Source organism: Confluentibacter flavum, from assembly GCF_002843175.1.
In the GTDB taxonomy this organism is placed as follows: domain Bacteria; phylum Bacteroidota; class Bacteroidia; order Flavobacteriales; family Flavobacteriaceae; genus Confluentibacter; species Confluentibacter flavum.
On the sequence record NZ_PJEO01000033.1, the window covers coordinates 37,352 to 59,496 of the forward strand.

General features: G+C 33.8%; 15 protein-coding genes. 9 read left to right on the plus strand and 6 right to left on the minus strand.

Features of this window, described 5'->3' with window-relative positions:
- Positions 1-95 precede the first annotated feature (95 nt).
- Positions 96-1,130 carry a helix-turn-helix domain-containing protein gene (locus CSW08_RS09620; protein WP_106659673.1) on the minus strand — a complete coding sequence of 345 codons (1,035 nt, stop codon included), beginning with the start codon at positions 1,128-1,130 and terminating at the stop codon, positions 96-98.
- 565 nt (positions 1,131-1,695) lie between these two features.
- Here CSW08_RS09620 and CSW08_RS09625 point away from each other — a divergent pair.
- The 3 genes from CSW08_RS09625 to CSW08_RS09630 all read left to right on the plus strand — a co-directional run bounded on the left by CSW08_RS09625 (position 1,696) and on the right by CSW08_RS09630 (position 3,460).
- A complete protein-coding gene (locus tag CSW08_RS09625; protein ID WP_106659704.1) occupies positions 1,696-2,541 on the plus strand; it encodes a YihY/virulence factor BrkB family protein in 846 nt (281 codons plus the stop codon).
- A 164-nt stretch (positions 2,542-2,705) separates the two neighbouring features.
- Entirely contained in the window at positions 2,706-2,876 is a 171-nt protein-coding gene (locus CSW08_RS18100) for a lmo0937 family membrane protein (RefSeq protein WP_157831459.1), read from the plus strand.
- Positions 2,877-2,995: 119 nt separating this feature from the next.
- Positions 2,996-3,460: a response regulator gene (locus CSW08_RS09630; RefSeq protein WP_106659674.1), complete on the plus strand. Its 465-nt coding sequence runs from the start codon at positions 2,996-2,998 to the stop codon at positions 3,458-3,460.
- 6 nt (positions 3,461-3,466) lie between these two features.
- Here CSW08_RS09630 and CSW08_RS09635 read toward each other — a convergent pair whose 3' ends face one another.
- The 5 genes from CSW08_RS09635 to CSW08_RS09655 form a co-directional block, all read right to left on the minus strand.
- The gene (locus CSW08_RS09635) at positions 3,467-3,841 is read right to left on the minus strand and encodes a four-helix bundle copper-binding protein (protein ID WP_238987237.1); all 375 of its coding nucleotides are present in this window, start codon (positions 3,839-3,841) and stop codon (positions 3,467-3,469) included.
- A gap of 76 nt (positions 3,842-3,917) precedes the next feature.
- Positions 3,918-6,509 carry an ATP-binding protein gene (locus CSW08_RS09640; RefSeq protein WP_106659676.1) on the minus strand — a complete coding sequence of 864 codons (2,592 nt, stop codon included), beginning with the start codon at positions 6,507-6,509 and terminating at the stop codon, positions 3,918-3,920.
- Between the two features lie 10 nt (positions 6,510-6,519).
- Complete coding sequence (locus CSW08_RS09645; protein WP_238987238.1) at positions 6,520-6,978, minus strand: response regulator; 459 nt, start codon at positions 6,976-6,978, stop codon at positions 6,520-6,522.
- A gap of 264 nt (positions 6,979-7,242) precedes the next feature.
- Entirely contained in the window at positions 7,243-7,593 is a 351-nt protein-coding gene (locus CSW08_RS09650; RefSeq protein ID WP_106659677.1) for a hypothetical protein, read from the minus strand.
- A gap of 545 nt (positions 7,594-8,138) precedes the next feature.
- On the minus strand, positions 8,139-8,672 hold the full coding sequence (locus CSW08_RS09655; protein ID WP_106659678.1) for a lipid-binding SYLF domain-containing protein: 534 nt from the start codon (positions 8,670-8,672) through the stop codon (positions 8,139-8,141).
- A gap of 492 nt (positions 8,673-9,164) precedes the next feature.
- Here CSW08_RS09655 and CSW08_RS09660 point away from each other — a divergent pair, with 492 nt between their 5' ends.
- Genes CSW08_RS09660 through CSW08_RS09685 form a run of 6 tightly spaced genes read left to right on the plus strand, consistent with a single transcriptional unit; the run spans position 9,165 to position 22,118 of the window.
- Positions 9,165-11,630, plus strand: a complete 2,466-nt coding sequence (locus CSW08_RS09660) for a glycoside hydrolase family 95 protein (RefSeq protein ID WP_106659679.1) — start codon at positions 9,165-9,167, stop codon at positions 11,628-11,630.
- 28 nt (positions 11,631-11,658) lie between these two features.
- Positions 11,659-13,974 (plus strand): glycoside hydrolase family 127 protein, encoded by a 2,316-nt coding sequence (locus tag CSW08_RS09665; RefSeq protein ID WP_203226871.1) that lies wholly within the window; start codon positions 11,659-11,661, stop codon positions 13,972-13,974.
- On the plus strand, positions 13,974-15,989 hold the full coding sequence (locus tag CSW08_RS09670; RefSeq protein ID WP_106659680.1) for an alpha-L-arabinofuranosidase C-terminal domain-containing protein: 2,016 nt from the start codon (positions 13,974-13,976) through the stop codon (positions 15,987-15,989). Before CSW08_RS09665 ends, CSW08_RS09670 begins: the two co-directional genes overlap by 1 nt.
- Positions 15,990-15,994: 5 nt before the next feature.
- Positions 15,995-17,563, plus strand: coding sequence for a glycoside hydrolase family 43 protein (locus tag CSW08_RS09675; RefSeq protein ID WP_106659681.1), 1,569 nt, complete (start codon positions 15,995-15,997; stop codon positions 17,561-17,563).
- A 46-nt stretch (positions 17,564-17,609) separates the two neighbouring features.
- Positions 17,610-20,243, plus strand: coding sequence for a xylan 1,4-beta-xylosidase (gene xyl3A, locus CSW08_RS09680; RefSeq protein WP_238987239.1), 2,634 nt, complete (start codon positions 17,610-17,612; stop codon positions 20,241-20,243).
- A gap of 42 nt (positions 20,244-20,285) precedes the next feature.
- Positions 20,286-22,118, plus strand: a complete 1,833-nt coding sequence (locus CSW08_RS09685) for a beta-L-arabinofuranosidase domain-containing protein (RefSeq protein WP_106659707.1) — start codon at positions 20,286-20,288, stop codon at positions 22,116-22,118.
- The last annotated feature ends 27 nt before the right edge of the window (positions 22,119-22,145 follow it).

Genomic DNA, 22,145 nt, shown 5'->3' on the forward strand with positions numbered 1-22,145 from the left:
TAAGTTTAATTATTGATTAAAATTTACTTGTGTAATTTAGAGATGAAAACCTCCACCTCTTGATTCTTTTAAATGAATAATTGACTCATTTAAATTTAAACGGCATTCATATTGAAGCTTTTAATATCTAAAATATTTTGATGGTTTTGATAGTGTTTTGGACTACAGTTATATTTTTCTTTAAAAATTTTAGAAAAATAACTTCTACTGGTAAGACCTACCGAGTATACAATTTCTGAGATATTGAGTTCTGTTGTTCTTATTAAGTTTTCTGCTACTTCAATTCTTATATTTCTAATAAAATCGGTAACTGTTCTATTATGTAATATTTTAAAACCCTCTTGTAATTTGAAAGGTGATAAACCGGATTTTCTACTTAAATATTTTAGACTATATTGAATTTCTGGAGCACTTCTTATATGTTCTGCTATATCTTTTACAGCTTCCATATCTGTTTGGGTAAGGGAGTAGTAATTAGTCATTGCATTACTTAGGTCATTTTTATGTTGTTCAATTTCTAGGGCTAGAATTAAATAAACAACACTATTAATCAACAAATTTCTAACCAATCCTTTCTGGTTAAGAGATTTAAGATGATTTATTTTTTCTACAATTTTCAAGTTGAAAGAACCTATGTAAGAGTAAACACTATTTTGCTGATCAAGAATGAATGTGATTTTTAATTGATCTCTTAATTCTTTATCTGAAACCGATAAAACATCTACAGTAACCATAGAGAATTCTACCTTTTTATTTTTTTCGAAACTGAAAAAGATATTGTTTTCCGAGGAATTTGAAAAAATACCAGTTTGAAATTGTCCTAATTTGTTTTCTTTACCATTGCCTTCGAAGCTTTGCTTAACATGTCCTTTAGAACAGTATCCGAAATACATTGAATTCGTTTCGCTAAGTCTATTTAAAAATGTTACATCTTCCTTAAATACAAGGCTATATTCCATATAAACTATGGCCTTTTCTATGGAGACTCCGGAAATAAATCCTTTAACAATGTCATTGTTTAGTTCCAATTTGTATTCTTTAGATTTTATGTCTAGTTTTCCACCCAATTCCGCTTGAATTTGATCAAAAATAACAGAGAGGGAATTTGAAGTTATTGATACCGTTTTCATACTTATTCTTTTTAAATGATTAAAAGTGGGTTGCTTTTGTAAATAGGAAATTAAATCAGTACAGTAAGTATTATTAACTAAGACCGATTTAATTTAATATTTGTATAAATGCCTAACAATATTTTTATATATACTTCACAATAAACTCTAAGATCGAATGCCTTTTTAAAAAGTGCGTTCTGCTTTAAACCTTGAATTTTAAATGAGCTAAATATCTATTAAATAATGTTTTAACAAAATTGCAATAAGAGGCCACATGTTTTGTTACATCATTATTAAATTACTTTATATAATTTTTGTTATCTTGAATTTTTCTTAAAACATTAGACACCAAGCAATTCTTAATGGTTATAAAATGCCGGTGAGTTCTTTATGTCCTATTTAAACAAAAGCGTTTCGCAAGAATATTTTTTTGATTATGGCTCACAAGGAGAAATCTTTAGCGATACTTATTTCTCTGATTCTATTAAATATTTTTACTGAAATTATTTTATTTTAAAAAAATAATTTTATGGACTATCAAAATAAGGATAAAAAAAAACCTGACTCATTTAAGCTTAAACATATGCCAGATTTACTTATTAAAACATATAAAGCTTGGATGGAAAAAGAACCCTTTAAGTTAGGTGCCGTTGTTGCTTATTATGCCATATTGTCTCTTCCTGCCTTGCTAATTTTAATTTTAAATTTGGTTGGTACCATTTGGGGGAAAGATTTAGTTAAAGGTGAATTGTATTCAGAAATGTCAATCGCTTTAGGCGCTGACACTGCCACTTCAATTTTAAACATGGTTAATAAAACAGGTGACGAATCTACCTCCTTATTTACTACTATTTTGGGCATAGGCATTTTATTATATGGTGCTACGGGCGTTTTCTATCAATTACAAAACGCACTAGATGATATTTGGGAGAAAAAACAAACGTTTTCAAATGAACTAATAGCGACCTTATTCGGTAGGTTAAAAAGTTTCGGATTTATTTTAATTTTTGGGTTCTTACTGTTGATAAGTTTTATCTTAACGGCTTTACTTACCACATTCGCCGGTAGAATATCTCAGCTACTTTCAAGTAATATTTTAGATTTTGCTTATATTATCGATATCATATTATCCATGGTATTTATATATTTCTTATTTGCTGCCATGTTTAAATATTTACCAAGTACGCCTGTAAAATGGAAGGCCGTTAAAATAGGAGCAGGTTTAACCGCTTTTTTGTTCATTTTAGGCAAATATATTCTTGCCTTCTACTTTGGAAAAACAGAACCTGGCTCCACATATGGGGCTGCAGGATCTATAATAATTGTCATGCTTTGGACCTCATATACCAGTTTAATTCTCTTTTTTGGTGCACAATTTACAAAAGTATATTCGGATAGGTATTTGATAAATAATAGCACAAACTCTTAACAGTTATCATCTATTGTATTCATGGCATATAAACTGATTGCGTTAAAATTAAGTGGGAATGAGTTAAATAAAATTACCCACAAGACCTAGATTTAACTTTATAAGACGATGTTTTTGATTGAAATATAAATAACTGAATAACAACTAATTAAAATTATATTATTATGAGAAGTATTCTTTGGCTAATTGCAGTTATATGTATAATTGTGTGGATTTTAGGATTTTTTGGGTTAGTAAAAGGTATAGCTACGGGTAGTCTTATATATGTTCTTTTATTAATTGCTATTATTGCTATTCTGTATAATATAATTTCCGGACGAAGACCCCTCCCCTAGATTAATCTATAATTGACATTCCTGTTTTTATAATTAAAAGAAATTCAGGGAAAAGTTCAAAAATAATCATTGATTTCACATAACTAATCCTATATAAATCATTATTAAAAATAAAATATATGCTATTAAAACCCCTCTTAATTTACTTAGCCGATGATGATAAAGAAGACCGTATGCTATTTAAAGAAGCCCTGGATGATTTAGATATGAATGTATCTATTGAAGATTTTGATAACGGGGTAACACTTATGGTTAATCTTTTAGACTTGGATAAACCATTGCCTGATGTTATTTATTTGGATCTGAATATGCCCCTAATGAATGGTGAGGAATGTTTGAATGATATTAGAAGCGAACCTCGACTTTCAAACATCCCTATAATCATTTACTCTACCTATGCTGACAAATCCATCTCTGATGAGTTACAAAAGAAAGGGGCTAATTTATATTTAGTAAAGCCCAATTCCTTTAAGATGCTTAAAAATTTATTAAGTAGAAGTCTAGAATACATTCATCTTTCAAGAGACACAACTGATTTTTCGGAATTTGTAATCTCTGAAAAAAAAAGTAAGGTACGGAGTTAGTGTGTTTTAAGCCATATTGCGACATTCTTTTGCACAAGCCAAACACGAAGCGGCACAAACTTTACAATGTTCATGGTCATGTTGTTGGCATTCTTCAGCACACCATTCACATATTTCCGCACATAATTGGCAATACTCTTTTGTTAAAGGGCCACTAGCAACCATAAATTTAATACATATTAAACAGGCATCTACACATAATAAACAACATTTGGGGCAATCGTTCATACTTTCTTTACCCATCATTTGAACAAGGCAATTTTGACAATCGATCATGCATTGTTGGCAAGCTTTTATACAATTTTCATAATTAAGTTCCATATCTTTTATTTTTATAATTAATTTAAAATTAACTGAATAGCCCAAATTGCTTTTGCTCAAAACCTATAATTTTTGACGCTTTAGAATAAAAAAGCATATTCAACCAAAATGAAAAGAAAGTTAAAATAGCAAGATATTAAAGTGGGATAATGGGTAGGTAAACAATAAATTCTGCTCCAAGTCCAACTGAACCTTTAGCAAAAATATACCCGTTGTGGTTTTCAACAATTTTTTTACAAATTGCTAAACCAATACCATTGCCAGTATATTCTGTTTTTTGATGTAACCGTTGAAAGACTTCAAAGATTTTATTTGTATGCTGGAAATCAAAACCAATACCATTATCGACGAAAGAAATTTTATAATACTGTTTTATTGATTTTTCTATATGTTCTGATATCTGAGAAGCCGAAATTTTTTCGCAGCGTATTTGTATTATTGGGATTTGGTTAATATTCCTGTATTTCAGGGCATTCGATATGAGATTTGTAAACAACTGCTCCATTTGAAATAATACACCATTTATTTGAGGTAATTTATCTGAAACAATTTCGGCATGGCAATCATTAATACTCGTGGTTAAATCTTCTTTAATTTTATCTAATACCTGGTTTAAATCTATTTCTTCAAAACCTCTTCTACTATTCTCAAGTCTGGAATAAGCCAATAAATTTTGAATAAGTGATTGCATACGGTTAACCCCACTAATCACTTTACTAAAATATTCTTGGCTCTTAGTAGAAAGATGATTGTTTTCAGTATCCTTTATTCTTAAAGCAAATAGTTCTATTTTACGCAAGGGCTCTTGTAAATCATGGCTTGCTATACGATTAAAAGATTCTAGTTCAGCATTGCTTTTTTTAAGTTCAAGATTGCTTTTTAACAATTTTTTTTCAGCTTCTATAGTTTGTGTAACATCTTGTACAACACCTATTATAACATCCGTGGTTAAAAATTGCACTCTGGTTTTAAAATGTTTAACTAGACCATATTTAGAAATAATCCTGAAAACATGTTCAATATCATTTAATTCGTTTATCGCTATTTTTGTATTTTTATCATACTCATCCAAATCCTGTTTATGTATAAATCCCCTATACATCTCATATGTGAGTTTAATTTCTTTTGGGTCATAGTCTAACATTCGATAAAGATTGTCTGAAAAATCACAAACACCAGTATCTAAATACCATAAAAAACTACCAGTTTTTGCAATTCGCTCTGCATCTGTTAAAATTGAATTCTGGATAATGAGTTCTTCATTTAACTTTATCACTTCATTCGCTTTTTCCTTCTCTTCTGTTATATCTCTAGTGGTAACAGTAACACCATCGCCCAATTTAATGGCTGTATAACGATACCATTTTACGGTACCATTATTATGGTAAGGCATTTCATAACGTCCAGGTTTATCACTTTCCACGGCATTGACCAAATGTGTAAAAACTTCAGATTTGAAAATGTCTGGGTAGATTTCAGATATTTTTTTGTTTTTGATGTTCTCTGGCATACCTAGATTAATTGTAATTGCCTCTTCATTGATAAATAAAATTTCAAAATCTATTATACTGCCATCTTCGGCCCTGATGCTTTTAAAATGAATGACTATATGCAGTATACTTTTAAAAATATTGGTTAGTAATGCCCGGCTATCCAATAATTCTAAATTTTGATTCTCTAATTGTTTTTTAAATAGTAACTCTGCCTCTTTAGCTTCTTCTTCGGCTGTGGAATTACGGGACGTCACCAAAATCCCATTGCCCAAGGGAATAACAACTGAATGAAACCACATTTTTTTATCTTCAACACTAATCTGTCTGTCAAAAAAAATTTTACTGTGTTCTCTATAAGATTGAAACAGTTCTTCTAATTCACCATCACGCTTATGAAAAGGATGTACATTAGAGACTGGTTTATCCATAATGTCGTTTGGTTCAAGATTTAGATAGTCACGGACACAATCGTTAGCATATACAATTTTAAAATCTATTAGTTCATTATTGTGGTATATGGGCTCATAATAGTTTACAATATTATCGGTAGTTGTTAGTACGCTTTTTAAGAAAGCCTCAGATTTTTTAATCTTTAATTTGTTACTATAAATTCCAAAAAAAGAAATAACAAATACAGTTAGTGCAAAAAAAGCCATGACCAATAACATGGTAGGCGTTAAAGATTTATGAAAAGAATAATCAGCTTTTCTTGTATTCATCAAACGCTCTTCGTCTGCTAGCATTCTGTTTGTAATACTTCGTATGTTGTTTGTTGTTGTTTTAATTTTAGCTCTTTGCAATTGACACGCTTGCAATTCTTCTGGAGTATTTATATCATTAACAAGGTTAAGGCTTATTAATTGGTCATACAATGTAATCATCAAACCTTGTAATGGCTTTAATCGCGCTTTATGCAATTCATTATCATTAGTAAGAATTTTTAAGGTATCAAGTATTTTTACTCCTTGTAATTTATAAGTTTCAAAAGCCTTATTAAAAGGTTTATTTTTTAATAGATTTTCCCTAAATTCTTCAGATTCCACTTTGGAGTAATGGTTGGTTAAGTCGCCAATCGCATTATACACGTGCAGTGTATGTACAACCATTTCAGCAGATTTCTGCGTAAGCATGACCTGTCTATATGCCATACTTGTAGTAAACAAAAGCAATGCTATTGCACTAATCAATAATATGATATAGGTTTTAGTAGAGGTATAAACACGCTTAAACTCCATGATTCATAATTTAAATACGAAATAGAAAAGTATCTTTATTTAAATTAGAGATATGGTCCTGCCAATTGAGATTAAGAACCTTTTCTACTACTTTCCGTAACTTTGAATAGCAGTTGGGTTTACTTATATACAAATTGGCACCATTTAAAAATGCATCACTAATATCTTTGTCTGAGGACGAAGTAGAATATATGGCGATGGGTAAATCTTTTAATTTTGGATGGTTTCGAATTTCACTTAAGCATTGCATGCCGTTCTTTACAGGCATATTAAGATCCAGGAATATTAAATTTGGAAGTTCGGCATGCGGTTGAAAAAGATAATCCAGCAATTCTTGGCCATGTTTAAAAAGCAATAATTTGGTTTGTATGGATATTTCTTCTAAAGCTTCAGTAAATAACATTCTATCATCTTCATCGTCGTCGACTAAAATTAGGTTAAACATGTTATCTCTCATATTCTGTTTCATGTTAAAATATTTTACTTTCAATAAAGATGAAAAACATTTATTAACAGTGAGATTTTTAAACCAAACAGATAAATAGTTTTGAGAGGATTGGAATATAACATGTATATATTTAGAATACGTAAAATATAGTACAAGCTATAATTCAATTCATCTTATATGATTCAAAATTATACTATTTTTCTTCAGAATAAAACAATATTATTAAAAAAATAATATGAATTTTATTTTGGTCCTAAATCAGACAAATGTAAAAGCTTGGTGATTTTAATGCGATGAGTCATTTTCATTAATATTTTCGTCATTCGTAATATTGGCTTTGGGTATTTCATTAAAGAATTCTGAAATATCCATATCTGCAGTAGGTCCATAAGCCATTAAAAAAGTGCCTTTTTCGTCCTTACTTGTACTAATAATATATAAAATTGACATATCGGAAGGATCGCTCATACCCTCATACCTGTGTTCTGCAACAATGAGAATATCTTGGGGAAAGTACTCCTCCTTTGTTTCACTATTAATGAGTTTATTGTTTTTAAAATAAAAGTTAGATGTATAACCTTTATCTTGATAGACCTTAATATAGTCCTTTTCGTGTTTTGCATATTTATTGTCCATTCCTTAACTCTTTTTAAATTTAATAGGAACATAAGATTTTGTATCCTGCTTAACAAAAATGAGGCAAAAAGGAAATTAATAATGACTCAATAAAATTCTATTTTAACGCTATCGGTCTTTAATTAAAAATATTTATGTGAATTTTAAAGCCATGTTATCTCTAGATACTTATACTATTTCTTTCAACTTCTAGAAGACTGAATTTACAATGTTCCATTGTGGAATTTATTGGTTTATATAATCAACTTTATTACATTAAGAAATTATTGTTTTGCGTTAATTGTAACGCATGCGAATAAGTAATTTTAATTAGTTGAAATATTGAGCAGAATTCAGGAAAAAGACAGTATATGAGCTAAAAAAGAAAAATGGATTTGTTGTAAAGGCAGTATTAGCTTTTATTTTGTTGGTTGGTTGAATGCCCCTAATGTTAAAACATGAGGGGCATTTTTTAATGTGAATTGGAGTTAACATTTATTTCGAAATCCTACCAAACAAAAAAAGTTGGCACAGGATGCCAACTTTTTTTGTTTGAATAAATTTTATTATTTAAATGGGTGATATTCGAACTTCTGGCCGCCTACAGAAGCATCAGCCATAAGGCCAGCTTTAGGCATAGCAAAAATCACTACACCATCGTCATAATTGGCCTCTGCAGCTTTTCCTTCATCTAAAATAACAGCCGAAGCTTCCGCCGAAAATTCAAAATTCCCTTCCTTAAATTTAGCCAGGGCAGCATCGGTTTCAAAAAAGATGACTTGTGTAACAGCTTGTCCACCTGCTTGAAGCCCAATATTCAATTTTTTCATTCCTGTCATTCCTACTGGTTTTCCGTTTTCATAAAGAACACCATTACCACTCGCGCCTCCAACAATTAATCCGCCCTTTCCAACGTTCGGAAAAATAGCATACCCAGAAGCAGTATCGAAGAATTTTTCCAATCCAGAATCTTTGGCAATAAGCGTGTCCTTGGCTCGGTCCGCATCTTTTAATATTTCATTGTCTTTATCAGTTTGAGCTAATGCACCAAAGCTTATAAATAGCAAACAAACCAATATCATTTTTTCTAGTGTTTTCATAAATATTATTTTTTAAATTAAAGTTTATGATTCAAATCTAGGGGAATGCTTTTTACATCTGTAACTCTATTACATTGATTATTAGCTCAAAAAATGAATAAGATTCAAAAAGAGACTAGCTTCTTAGAATGAAAAGTAGCTCTAATTATAATAGGCACACAAAGGCATTCAGTTTAGTATGGTATTAACTTTCAACAAGTAGTTACAAAGCATCGGAAATTATAATATTATAAAGCTTTATTTAACGAATTTCCAATTAATTCAATCAACTTCGTCGTTTTTCATCTAATTTTAAGGAGAATCCAAAGTCTAAACAAAATCATAGAGTTTTAAACCAATCTTCTGATTTTTAAAATTTCACATCTGACTTAATTGATTTTTAAAAATATTTAAACTTAAAGGTGTAATATTTACACTTTATTCAATATATTTATTAATTGAATTTTTTACCAACTAAATTCAGAATACAACTAAATCAAAATACAACTAAAAATGAAAAAAAATCTAATTCCCCTTTTATTTCTCATAGGAATTTCAATATCAGGATTTGCTCAAGATACAAAAGCCATGAAATTATGGTATAATGCACCTTCTGGAAAAGTATGGGAAAATGCGTTGCCTATTGGAAATGGTTTTCAGGCAGCTATGGTTTATGGCAATGTAGAAAAAGAAATTTTCCAGTTAAATGAACATACTGTATGGAGCGGAAGCCCAAACCGAAATGATAATCCGAATGCTTTGGGAGCTCTTGATAGTGTTAGAAAGCTCATTTTTGAAGGGGAATATAAAGCCGCTGAGAATATGGCTAACCAAAGAATTATCACTAAAAAATCGCACGGACAAATGTTCCAGCCAGTTGGAAATTTAGAACTGACTTTTACTGGTCATGAGAATTATTCTAATTATTATCGGGAATTGGATATTGAACATGCTACCTCAAAAACCAGTTACACCGTTGATGGTGTAACCTATACCCGAGAGGCTTTTACGTCTTTTCCAGACCGAGTGATGATTATTCGTCTTTCTACAGATAAACCCGGGACATTATCTTTTTCAGCAGCACTAACAACCCAACATGTCAAACAGCAAATTAAAGTTAATGGCAACAATGAATTGTCGCTCTGGGGCACGACTAGCGACCATGAAGGTATTGAAGGGAAAGTAGAGTTTAACGCCCTAAGCAGAATAAAAACTGATGGAGGGAATATGACACCTACTGATAATTCAGTAGATATTAAGAATGCAAATTCCGTAACCATATTTGTGTCCATTGCATCCAACTTCAATAATTATAACGACATAAGTGGTGATGAAAACCAACGTGCAAAAGACTACCTGGATAAAGCATTCAATAAGAATTTTGAAGACATGAAAGCGGCACACATAAAAGCATACCAAAAGTATTTTAATAGGGTAACTCTAGATTTAGGTTCTACCGAAGCAAGTAAATTACCAACCAATGAACGACTTAATAATTTTAGAAATACCTCAGATCCTTCCTTTGTATCTTTATACTACCAATTTGGAAGATATCTTTTAATTTCCTCATCTCAACCAGGAGGGCAACCAGCTAACCTTCAAGGTATTTGGAACGGGAATATGAAACCTGCATGGGACAGCAAATACACCATCAACATCAATACGGAAATGAACTATTGGCCAGCTGAGAAAACCAATCTTTCAGAAATGCATGAGCCCCTTTTAAAGATGATTATGGAACTTTCTGAAACTGGCAAAGAAACCGCAAAAGTCATGTATGGTGCTAATGGATGGATGGCTCACCATAATACCGATATTTGGAGGATTACCGGCCCTTTAGATGGGTCATTTTGGGGTATTTGGAACGGCGGTGGCGGTTGGTTGAGCCAACACTTATGGGAACATTATCTTTATACTGGAGATAAAACGTATTTAGAATCTGCATATTCTGCCATTAAAGGAGCTGCGGAGTTTTATGCTGATTTCCTTGTGGAACACCCAACATACAAATGGCTGGTAGTTGCCCCTGGGAATTCACCAGAAAATGCGCCAAAAGAACATCAAGGTGCTTCCATAACTGCAGGTTCCACAATGGATAATCAAATTGTTTTCGATGTCTTTAGCGCCACCATTAATGCTGCAGAAATACTTGGTAAAGACAAAGCATTTGTTGAAAAGTTAAAAAATATGAAAAAGAGATTGCCTCCAATGCATATTGGTAAACACAATCAAATTCAAGAATGGCTTGACGATGTTGACGATCCTAACGATAACCACCGTCATATTTCACACTTATACGGGTTGTATCCATCCAATCAAATATCACCTTACAGCAATCCAAAACTTTTTGCTGCAGCAAAAAACACGCTTTTACACAGAGGTGATGTGTCTACTGGCTGGAGTATGGGTTGGAAAGTGAATTGGTGGGCAAAAATGCAAGATGGTAACCACGCCTATAAATTAATTCAAAACCAATTAATGCCACTTGGAACCGTACGTGGTGGTGGTGGTACTTACAATAACCTTTTCGATGCGCATCCACCCTTCCAAATTGATGGTAATTTTGGTTGTACATCAGGTATTACTGAAATGATCATGCAAAGTTCTGATGGAGCCGTTCATTTATTACCTGCTTTACCAGACAATTTTGATAAAGGTACTGTTGGTGGTTTGCTTACCAGAGGTGGTTTTGAAATCACCAATATGGTTTGGGAAAACAGCAAATTGGTTTCGGTTGAAATTAAATCAAACTTAGGTGGTAATCTTCGTTTAAGAACACCTAACGAAATAAAATCAAAAGCTGGTAAAAAGATTAAAAAGGCATCAGGTGAAAATCCGAATGGCTTTTTTATGGTTAATGATATTGCTACTCCAATTATATCGGAAGCATCCACAATTGAACCATTAGAATTAAAGCCAACATATTTATATGATTTACCTACCAAAAAAGGCAAATCATACACGTTTGTTGTGAAATAAAAAACAATTAAATTAAAATTACAACTATATGCAATTTCAATATTCAAACAAATCAATTTCATTTCTGCCTAAACATTTAATCCATTTGTTTTGCTTTCTTATTTCTTATGCTGCTTTGGCACAAATGCAGGCTTTTAAATTCCAAGATGTTAGGATAACTGATGGTCCTTTTAAAAATGCCCAAGACATTGATTTAAAATACATTCTTGATATGGAACCTGACAGGCTTTTAGCTCCCTATTTAATAGATGCTGGGTTACCAATAAAGGATGAAAGATATGGCAACTGGGAAAGCATTGGTCTTGATGGCCACATAGCTGGGCATTATTTATCGGCTCTAGCTATGTTGTATGCTTCCACTGATAATCAAGAGTTAAAAACCCGTTTGGATTATATGTTATCGGAATTGGAACGCTGTCAGAATAAAAATGGTAATGGCTATGTTGGTGGTATTCCGCAAGGCAAAATATTTTGGGAACGCATCCATAAAGGTGATATAGATGGTAGCGGTTTTGGTTTAAATAATACGTGGGTACCTCTTTATAATATTCATAAATTATTTGCAGGCCTAATTGATACTTATCACTATACTGATAATGAAAAGGCCAAAACCATCGTGATAAAATTAGGTGATTGGTTTATGGATTTGATTGAACCACTTTCAGATGAACAAATTCAAAACATTTTAAAGACGGAACATGGTGGTATTAATGAATCTTTTGCCGATTTATATATTATTACAAAAGATGAAAAATACTTAGACACGGCTAAAAAACTAACACATAAAAATTTCTTAAATCCATTATTACAGAAAGAAGACAAGTTAACGGGTATGCATGCCAATACCCAAATACCAAAAGTTATTGGGTATGAAAAGGTGGCTTCTCTAACTAATGATGAGGAATTATCTGAAGCTGTGAAGTATTTCTGGAATAATGTAACTCACACCCGAAGCGTAGCTTTTGGTGGAAATAGCGTGGGTGAACATTTCAACCCTGTTGATGATTTTAGTGGTATGGTAAAATCGAACGAAGGCCCAGAAACATGTAATTCATACAACATGTTGCGGTTAAGTAAAGCCCTCTTTTTTAATAATAATGATGTGTCTTATTTAGATTTTTACGAGCGTACGCTGTACAATCATATTTTGTCTAGTCAACATCCAGAAAAAGGCGGTTTTGTGTATTTTACACCCATACGTCCTAACCACTACCGAGTATATTCCCAACCTGAAACTAGTATGTGGTGTTGCGTGGGTTCTGGTTTAGAAAACCATACTAAATATGGAGAACTCATTTACAGTCATAGCAATAGCGACGTGTTTGTAAATCTTTTTATTCCGTCTACGTTAAATTGGAAAGAAAAAGGGATTGAGTTAACTCAAAACACCCAATTCCCTTATGAAAATCAGTCGGAAATAGTCTTAAAACTCAAAAAGAAACAAACATTTGCTTTAAATATAAGACAACCTAAATGGGCAGAAGATTTTGAAGTTTTAATAAATGGAAAGGTTCAAAAAATACAAACGAACCCATCTAGTTACATCAACATCAAAAGAAAATGGAAATCTGGAGACAATATTACTATCAAATTTAAAACGGCAACACATTTAGAAAATTTACCCGATGGTTCCAATTGGGTTGCGTTTGTTGATGGCCCCATCGTTTTGGCCGCTAAAACGTCAACCGAAGATTTAGATGGTTTATTTGCAGACGATAGCCGTATGGGGCATGCGACCCACGGCAAATACATCCCATTAGATCAAGCATATGCTTTGGTTGGCAACAAAGACACTTATCTTTCTAAAATCAAAGATATTGGAAAAGGTCGTTTCAGTTTAGATTCATTAGAACTTCAACCATTTTTTGAAGTACACGATGCGCGCTACCAAATGTATTTTCAAACGTATAGTCAAGAAGAATACAAAGAAAAACAAGCCTTATTAAAACAGCAGGAAATCAACGCCGCGGCTCTTGAAGCCAAAACAGTTGACAAAGTAAACTGTGGTGAACAACAACCTGAAGTAGGCCATTTATATAAGGGAGAAAAAAGCAACTCTGGATTTAGTGATGATAAATTTTGGAGAAGTACTCGCGGGTATATGTCCTACCAACTTTCTAATAAAAATCTACAAGGTAAATTTTTAGACATTATAGTATTGGATGAACTAAAATTAGATAATGTTGACATTTCCATTAATGAAAAACCTGCTAAGATAATTTCAACAAAAGACAAAACCATTAGAATAAATGTAAGTGATATGGAAGTAATTGATGTAAAAATAACTTCTGTGGACGGCAAACCAACTCCTAGGTTTTATGAATTAAGAATTTTGAAAGAGTAATGAATATTAATTTAAAAATAAAAAATTGTTTCAAATTAAGAGTAGTATGTCTATTCAGTTTATTGGTATTTAATAGTTATATAATAAATGTAAATGCCCAACAAGGAAAAAAAATTAGCCCATACCTTTTTGGGCTATTTTTTGAAGACATAAATTATGCCGCCGATGGCGGGTTGTATGCCGAAATGGTACAAAACCGTTCTTTTGAATATGCTCCCGCAGACACGCCTCAATGGCACTCTTTAACCTCTTGGGAATATGTAAAACAGGTGTTTTCCTATGGTTCTTTAAACATTGAAACCAATAATCCCATCCATCTTAATAATCCGCATTATGTTGTCTTGGATATTCAACATGTGGGTAAACATGCTACTGGAGAATATAGCGATATTCCCGAAAACAAAGGTACACCCGGAGTCGGCATTAAAAACTTAGGGTATGACGCTATGATTGTTAAGGCTGGCGAACACTATGATTTTTCAATGTTTGCTCGCCAAATATCTGGAAAGCCCATGTCTTTTGTAGTTAGTTTACAAGGAACAGATGGAAAAATCTTAGTTGAAGACAAAATTATTATTGACTCTAAAGATTGGAAAAAATACACAACCACTCTAACGGCTTCAGAAAATAGTGATTCCGCCTCACTTTTAGTTTTGGGCACTTCGAAAGGAAAATTAGCCATAGACGTGGTTTCGCTTTTTCCCCAAAATACATTCAAAAATCGTAAAAACGGACTGCGGGCAGATTTAGCCCAATTGCTTGCTGACATGAAACCGGCATTTGTTCGTTTCCCAGGTGGATGTCTCGTTCATGGCGATGGTACAAATAATATGTACCGTTGGAAACATACCGTTGGTCCCATAGAACAGCGTGTTGAACAAAAAAACCTTTGGGGGTATCATCAAACTATGGGCTTGGGGTATTTTGAATATTTTCAATTTTGTGAAGACATAGGCGCAAAACCAGTTCCTGTATTGCCCGCAGCCGTTAGTTGTCAAAACTCGGGAGGTACATGGCGAATAGGTGGCACAGGGCAACAAGCTTTGCCTATGGAAGATATGGAAGCATACATTCAAGAGGTTTTAGATCTTGTAGAATGGGCAAATGGTTCTGCCACTTCTAAATGGGGTTCCATACGTGCAGCAACAGGTCATCCAGAGGCATTTAACCTTGAATTTATTGGTATTGGTAATGAAGATAAAATCACGCCAGAGTTTCAAGAACGTTTTAATATGATTACCCAAGCTGTGAAAGCAAAATATCCCGAAATTCAACTTATTGGTACTTCAGGTCCTTTTTCTGATGGAGAAGATTTTGAAAAAGGTTGGGCAATAGCCAATAAAAACAATCTTCCCCTTGTAGATGAACATTATTATAAACAACCAGAATGGTTTCTTTCCAACCTAAATCGTTATGATTCTTATGACAGAAAAAAACCTGGTGTTTACTTAGGCGAATATGCTTCTTGGGGCAACAAATTAAAAAATGCTATTGCAGAAGCGGCTTATATGACAACCCTTGAACGCAACGCCGATATTGTAAAAATGGCTTCGTATGCGCCTTTATTTGCTAAGAAAAACCATACTCAATGGACAACAGATATGATATTTTTTGATAATAAAGAGTACAGCTTAACCCCAAACTATCATGTTCAAAAAATGTTCAGCACCAATTATGGTGACACGTATTATAAAAACATTATTTCTACAGAAAAAGATACAACGCTTAGTGCTTCTTGTTTAAAAGATAACAAAACTGGAGATATCATTTTGAAAATGGTGAATACAGGTGTAGAATCAAAAAATATGAAAGTGAATTTAAGCAAGTTTAAAAATTTCATACCTGATGCAGAACAAATTACACTAACTGGAGATGCGGAAGCAGAAAACACTTTAGAAAATCCAACCCATATAGTTCCAAAAAATTCAAACACCAAGGTGAGCAAATCATTTGATTATATAGCACCACCTATGTCATTAACTGTTATCAGAATAAAAACTAAAACAAAATATTAAAACAAATGACTAATTTTTTTAAATCTATACTTCTAAGCCTTATGGTAATGGCTTCGATGTATGCACAGAATAATAAGGCACAAAACCCGCTAATTTTTGCCGATGTACCAGACGCCTCCATGGTGCGTGTGGGCGACACCTACTATATGAGTAGCACCACCATGCACATGAGTCCGGGATTGCCAATCATGAAATCTAAGGATCTAGTAAATTGGGAACTCATCAATTACGCCTACGATACGCTTGGTAATAATGATGAACTTGATTTAGAAAACGGAAAAAACATGTATGGAAGAGGCTCTTGGGCAAGTTGCATTCGCTATCATAATGGGACTTTTTATGTGAGCACGTTTTCCGCTACAACTGGAAAAACCTATATTTTTACTACCAAAGATTTAGAAAAAGGTCCTTTGAATAAAATAGAATTCAAACCTTCTTACCATGACAATACCATCTTTTTTGATGATGATGGTAAAATATATATGATTTGGGCTGCTGGGAAACTTAATATAGCTGAATTGAAAGATGATCTTTCAGGTGTTAAGGAAGGCACAGAGCGTGTTTTGATAGAAAATGCCAGTGCTCCCGCAGGAACTAATATCATGCTAGGTGCTGAAGGATCTCAACTCTTTAAAGTAAACGGAAAATACTATTTATTTAACATCACTTGGCCTAGAGGTGGCATGCGTACGGTAATTATTCACCGTGCAGACAATATTAATGGTCCTTGGGAAGGCAAAGTTGGTTTACAAGATTTAGGAGTAGCACAGGGCGGACTTATTGATACACCAGATGGAAGATGGTTTTCTTATTTATTTAGGGATTATGGTGGTGTTGGTCGTATACCATATTTAGTTCCTGTAAAATGGGAAGATGGCTGGCCTATTTTAGGTGAAGATGGTAAAGTACCTGAAACTCTTGACCTTCCTGCCAGTAAAGGTTTAATCCCAAACATTGTTGCTTCAGATGATTTTAAACGCAAGAAAAAACATAGAGCACTTCCTTTAGTGTGGCAATGGAACCATAATCCAGATAATTCGCTTTGGTCACTTAAAGAACGAAAAGGATATTTAAGATTAAAAACCGGTAGAATTGACACCAGTTTTGTTCAAGCAAAAAACACACTTACCCAACGCACCATTGGCCCAGAAAGCACAGGTTCTACATCATTGGACATTTTTAATATGAAAGAAGGAGATTTTGCTGGATTATGTTTATTACAAAAAGAATTTGGATTGGTTGGTGTAAGAATAGAGAATGGGACTAAAAAAATTGTGATGGTTAGCGCCGCAGGCAATGTAATTAAGGAATTAGAAAGTGTTCCTTTAAACCAAAACAAAATCTATTTTAAAGCTGAATGTAATTTTAAAGATAAAACCGATAAAGCTAATTTCTTTTATAGTTTGGACGGAACATCTTGGACACGTATTGGGGAAACTATCAACATGCCTTACACACTCCCACATTTTATGGGATATAGATTTGGTTTGTTCAATTATGCAACAAAACAAGTAGGAGGCTATGTGGATTTTGATTATTTCCACATAAGTGATCGTATCTCTAATAGTGATTAGTTATGCTGAAGAATTTTAATATCAAATATGAATAATAGCATTAATTATGAACTCTTTAACAACTAAAAAAACGACAAAACGCCTATGGTTTTTATCCCTATGCGTTTTGGGAATGTGGCATTTAAATGCACAACAATTCCCTTTTCAAAACCCTGAATTAAGTTCAGAAGAACGAGCAAAAGATTTAATTTCCCGCTTAACCATTGAAGAAAAAGCGGCGTTGATGTGCGATCAGTCCGATCCAATCCCACGATTGGGCATTAAAAAATTCAATTGGTGGAGTGAAGCGTTGCATGGCTATGCCAATAATGATAATGTGACCGTATTTCCTGAACCCATAGGCATGGCAGCGTCTTTTGACAACCAATTGGTTTATCAGGTTTTCGATGCGGTTTCTGATGAAGCTAGAGCTAAATACAACCAATGGATTAAAGACGGAAATGAAAACAAACGATTTTTAAGCCTTTCTGTATGGACGCCAAACGTGAATATTTTTCGCGATCCGCGTTGGGGTCGGGGCCAAGAAACCTATGGAGAAGACCCTTACCTCACATCACTCATGGGCGTTTCGGTTGTTAAAGGGTTACAAGGCCCAGAAAATTCCAAGTATCGAAAACTTTTAGCGTGTGCTAAACATTACGCGGTGCACTCCGGTCCGGAATGGAGCCGACATGAACTCAATCTTAATGATGTTAATCCACGTGAATTATACGAAACCTATTTACCCGCTTTTAAATCTTTGGTACAGGATGCCGATGTGCGTCAAGTGATGTGCGCATACCAACGATTAGATGATGAACCTTGTTGTGGGAACACCCGATTGCTTCAACGCATTCTGAGAGATGAGTGGGGATATAAATATTTGGTAGTGTCTGATTGTGGTGCTGTGACCGATTTTTTCACCACTCACAATGTGTCTTCTGATGCTACGCATGCAGCATCAAAAGCTGTTCTTGCAGGAACTGATGTGGAATGCGTTTGGGAAAATTATCCTTTTAAAACATTACCAGAAGCCGTTGCAAAGGATTTAATAAAAGAAGCCGATGTTGATAAAAGTTTGGCTCGTGTTTTAATCGGCCGTTTTGATTTGGGAGAAATGGATGATGATGCCATTGTCCCATGGGCACAAATACCAGCATCTGTCTTAAATAGCAAAAAACACCAAGACTTAGCTCTTGAAATGGCTAGAAAATCCATGACGCTTCTTCAAAATAAAAATAATATACTTCCTTTAAACAAATCCATAAACAAAATTGCCGTGATTGGTCCGAATGCCGATAATGAGCCTATGTTATGGGGAAATTATAATGGAACACCCAATCAAACCATTACTATTCTGAATGGCATAAAATCAAAAGTATCTGAAAATAGCATTTTTTACGATAAAGCTTCCGATTTGGTTGAAGACAAAGTAACCACTTCATATTTTCCTCAAACCATGTTTGACGGTAAAAAAGGGTTTAAAGCGATTTATTGGAATACACCCGACAGAAGTGGTGATGTTATCGCAACTACACAAATCGTAAATCCTTTAAAATTAACGACTGCTGGACAACACGAATTTGCTCCTAGTGTAAAACTTGAAGGCTTTTCTGCAAAGTATGAAACCGAATTTATTGCAGAGGAAAACGAAGAACTCGTGTTTAAAACAGGTGCCACGGGTGATTTCGAATTATTGGTTAATGGTACCTCAATAAGCAAATATACGAACTGGCGTACTATTCCAGCAAGGATTCCATTCGCAGTAGAAGCTGGGAAAACCTATAAAATTGAAATTCTTTTTGCACAGTCGAACAACTGGCAAGCCAATCTTGAATTTGATTTTGGAAAAGAATATGATATTAATTTCAGTGGATTGATTCAAAAACTAGAAGGTATTGACACCGTCGTATTTGTTGGCGGTCTTTCAACCTTACTTGAAGGTGAAGAAATGCCTGTCTCCTACCCTGGTTTTAAAGGTGGAGACCGAACAAACATTGACCTTCCTGCTGTTCAAAGAAAATGTTTAAAAGCTTTGAAAGAGGCTGGGAAAAAAGTTGTTTTTGTTAACTGCTCTGGATCAGCGATTGCGTTAACACCAGAAACCGAAAGTTGCGATGCTATTCTTCAAGCATGGTATGGTGGTGAATCTGGTGGACAAGCCGTTGCCGATGTACTATTTGGAGATTATAATCCTGCTGGCAAATTACCTATAACGTTTTATAAAAATTCGGATGCTTTGGGCGATTTTGAAGATTACTCCATGAAAGGACGCACCTATCGTTATATGGATGATGCGTTGTTCCCTTTCGGATTTGGATTAAGCTATTCAAAATTTAATATTGGTGCTGCTAGCTTAAATAAAACAAGTATAAAATCGGATGAATCTATTCAATTAACCATTCCTGTAACCAATTCCAGTAAACGTGATGGCACGGAAATCGTCCAAGTATATGTGCGTAAAGTAAATGATACCGATGGGCCATTAAAAACATTAAAAGGTTTCAAACGCGTGGATGTTAAAGCTGGTAAAGCAGAAAATGTAACTATTGATTTACCGCCGTCTTCATTCGAATTTTACGATTGGAACACTATGGGAATGAATGTAACACCAGGCGACTATGAAGTTTATTATGGGAATAGCTCAGATTCCAAAGATTTAAAAATGACCAAAATCAACATACAAAAAACGAGCATTTAACGGTTATTGCAACGTTATAAATAATTAAACATGTTTATAAAAATGGCTTCTATATTATTTGTTTTTATCCAGCTAAGTTCGTTTGCTCAGAACCCGTTGGCTAATCATAATATAGAAAAAGCAAAACCTTTTTCAAGCACCTCCGTAATACTAAGTCCTTCCTGGATAAAACATCGCGAAGATTTAAACACCAAATATTTAAAATCCCTCGACCCTGAAAGGTTATTGCATAATTTTAGGGTTAACGCAGGTTTGCCGTCTAGAGCAAAACCTCTGGAAGGTTGGGAATCTCCTTCTTTAGGTCTACGCGGACATTTCGTAGGACATTATCTTTCTGCTACTTCTAGTATTATAGAGCGAACTAAAGAACCTCCATTGACCCAGAGGCTTAATTATATGATTGAAGAATTATATAAATGTCAACAATCTTTAGGCAATGGCTATCTAAGTGCTTTTCCGGAAAAGGATTTTGACACTTTAGAAACGACCTTTGGTGGTGTTTGGGCACCCTACTATACGTATAACAAAATTATGCAAGGCCTGTTGGATGCCTATACCAGAACCAATAATCAAAAAGCCTACAATATGTTGTTAGATATGGCATCATACGTAGAAAAGCGCATGTCTAAATTAGATGAGACAACCATAGAAAAACTACTTTTTACTGCTGAGGCAAATCCTGGAAATGAAGCCGGTGCCATGAATGAAGTTTTATACAAACTTTATAAAATATCCCAAGACCCAAATCACTTAAAACTGGCTAAACTATTCGACCGTGATTGGTTTGTAACACCTTTGTCAAAAAATGAAGATATTTTATCTGGCCTGCACTCTAATACACATTTGGTATTGGTTAATGGCTTTGCACAAAGGTATTCCATCACTGGTGAAGAATTATACAAAAGTGCCACAAATAATTTCTGGGATATGCTTATAAACCATCATGCGTATGCTAATGGCTCGAGTAGTGGGCCACGACCAAATGTAACGACCAAAACCTCGCTAACAGCAGAACATTGGGGTGTCGCAGATCAATTAAGTAATACCATGACCAAGGAAATAGCGGAGTCTTGTGTATCACACAATACCCAGAAACTGACTGCTACACTTTTTAGTTGGACAGCAAATCCTATCTACGCCGAGACTTATATGAATACCTTTTACAATTCCATAATGGCATTGCAAAGTGCTACTACAGGAGCTGTGGTTTATCATTTACCGTTAGGGTCTCCGCGTAAAAAAGCATTCTTAAAGGACGACGATTTCCGTTGCTGTAATGGTTCTTCAATTGAAGCCTTCGCGCAGCTAAACTCTGGAATTTATTATCATGACGAATCCAATGTATGGGTTAATCTTTATGTCCCTTCTAAAGTAAATTGGGAAGAAAAAAAACTAAGCATAGAACAAAAAGGCAATTTTCCCACAGACCCTGAAGTTTCATTTATAGTAACTACTAAAAAGAAAGCTGTATTCAACTTAAACCTTTTTGTTCCTTCTTGGGGCAAAAAAGTGGATGTATATGTAAATAATGTAAAACAGGATATTGAAGTCAACCTTAATTCATACATAAGTATTAATAGGCAATGGAATAATAATGATACGGTAAAACTGGTATTCCATTATGCTTTTTATTTGAAAACTATGCCAGACGACAACAAAGTCGTAGCTATTTTTTACGGCCCCATGCTACTGGCTTTTCAAAATAACTCCGAAGTTATATTAAAAGGCGACCATAAAACCATATTAAGTCAGTTATCAAAAAACGAAAACAACACGTTTAACCTTACCAATGAAAATAATACTTATATACTAAATCCTTTATATGATATAGAGAACAAAATGTATGGGGTTTATGCCACAATAAGAAACTATTAAATAGAATCAACAATTCTAAATCCAACA

Bases quoted from the DNA above. Each gene is read 5' to 3' on its own strand.
- CSW08_RS09620 (WP_106659673.1), bottom strand. From the start codon at position 1,130: ATGAAAACGGTATCAATAACTTCAAATTCCCTCTCTGTTATTTTTGAT.
- CSW08_RS09625 (WP_106659704.1), top strand. From the start codon at position 1,696: ATGCCAGATTTACTTATTAAAACATATAAAGCTTGGATGGAAAAAGAA.
- CSW08_RS18100 (WP_157831459.1), top strand. From the start codon at position 2,706: ATGAGAAGTATTCTTTGGCTAATTGCAGTTATATGTATAATTGTGTGG.
- CSW08_RS09630 (WP_106659674.1), top strand. From the start codon at position 2,996: ATGCTATTAAAACCCCTCTTAATTTACTTAGCCGATGATGATAAAGAA.
- CSW08_RS09640 (WP_106659676.1), bottom strand. From the start codon at position 6,509: ATGGAGTTTAAGCGTGTTTATACCTCTACTAAAACCTATATCATATTA.
- CSW08_RS09645 (WP_238987238.1), bottom strand. From the start codon at position 6,978: ATGAAACAGAATATGAGAGATAACATGTTTAACCTAATTTTAGTCGAC.
- CSW08_RS09650 (WP_106659677.1), bottom strand. From the start codon at position 7,593: ATGGACAATAAATATGCAAAACACGAAAAGGACTATATTAAGGTCTAT.
- CSW08_RS09655 (WP_106659678.1), bottom strand. From the start codon at position 8,672: ATGAAAACACTAGAAAAAATGATATTGGTTTGTTTGCTATTTATAAGC.
- CSW08_RS09660 (WP_106659679.1), top strand. From the start codon at position 9,165: ATGAAAAAAAATCTAATTCCCCTTTTATTTCTCATAGGAATTTCAATA.
- CSW08_RS09665 (WP_203226871.1), top strand. From the start codon at position 11,659: ATGCAATTTCAATATTCAAACAAATCAATTTCATTTCTGCCTAAACAT.
- CSW08_RS09670 (WP_106659680.1), top strand. From the start codon at position 13,974: ATGAATATTAATTTAAAAATAAAAAATTGTTTCAAATTAAGAGTAGTA.
- CSW08_RS09675 (WP_106659681.1), top strand. From the start codon at position 15,995: ATGACTAATTTTTTTAAATCTATACTTCTAAGCCTTATGGTAATGGCT.
- xyl3A (WP_238987239.1), top strand. From the start codon at position 17,610: ATGAACTCTTTAACAACTAAAAAAACGACAAAACGCCTATGGTTTTTA.
- CSW08_RS09685 (WP_106659707.1), top strand. From the start codon at position 20,286: ATGGCTTCTATATTATTTGTTTTTATCCAGCTAAGTTCGTTTGCTCAG.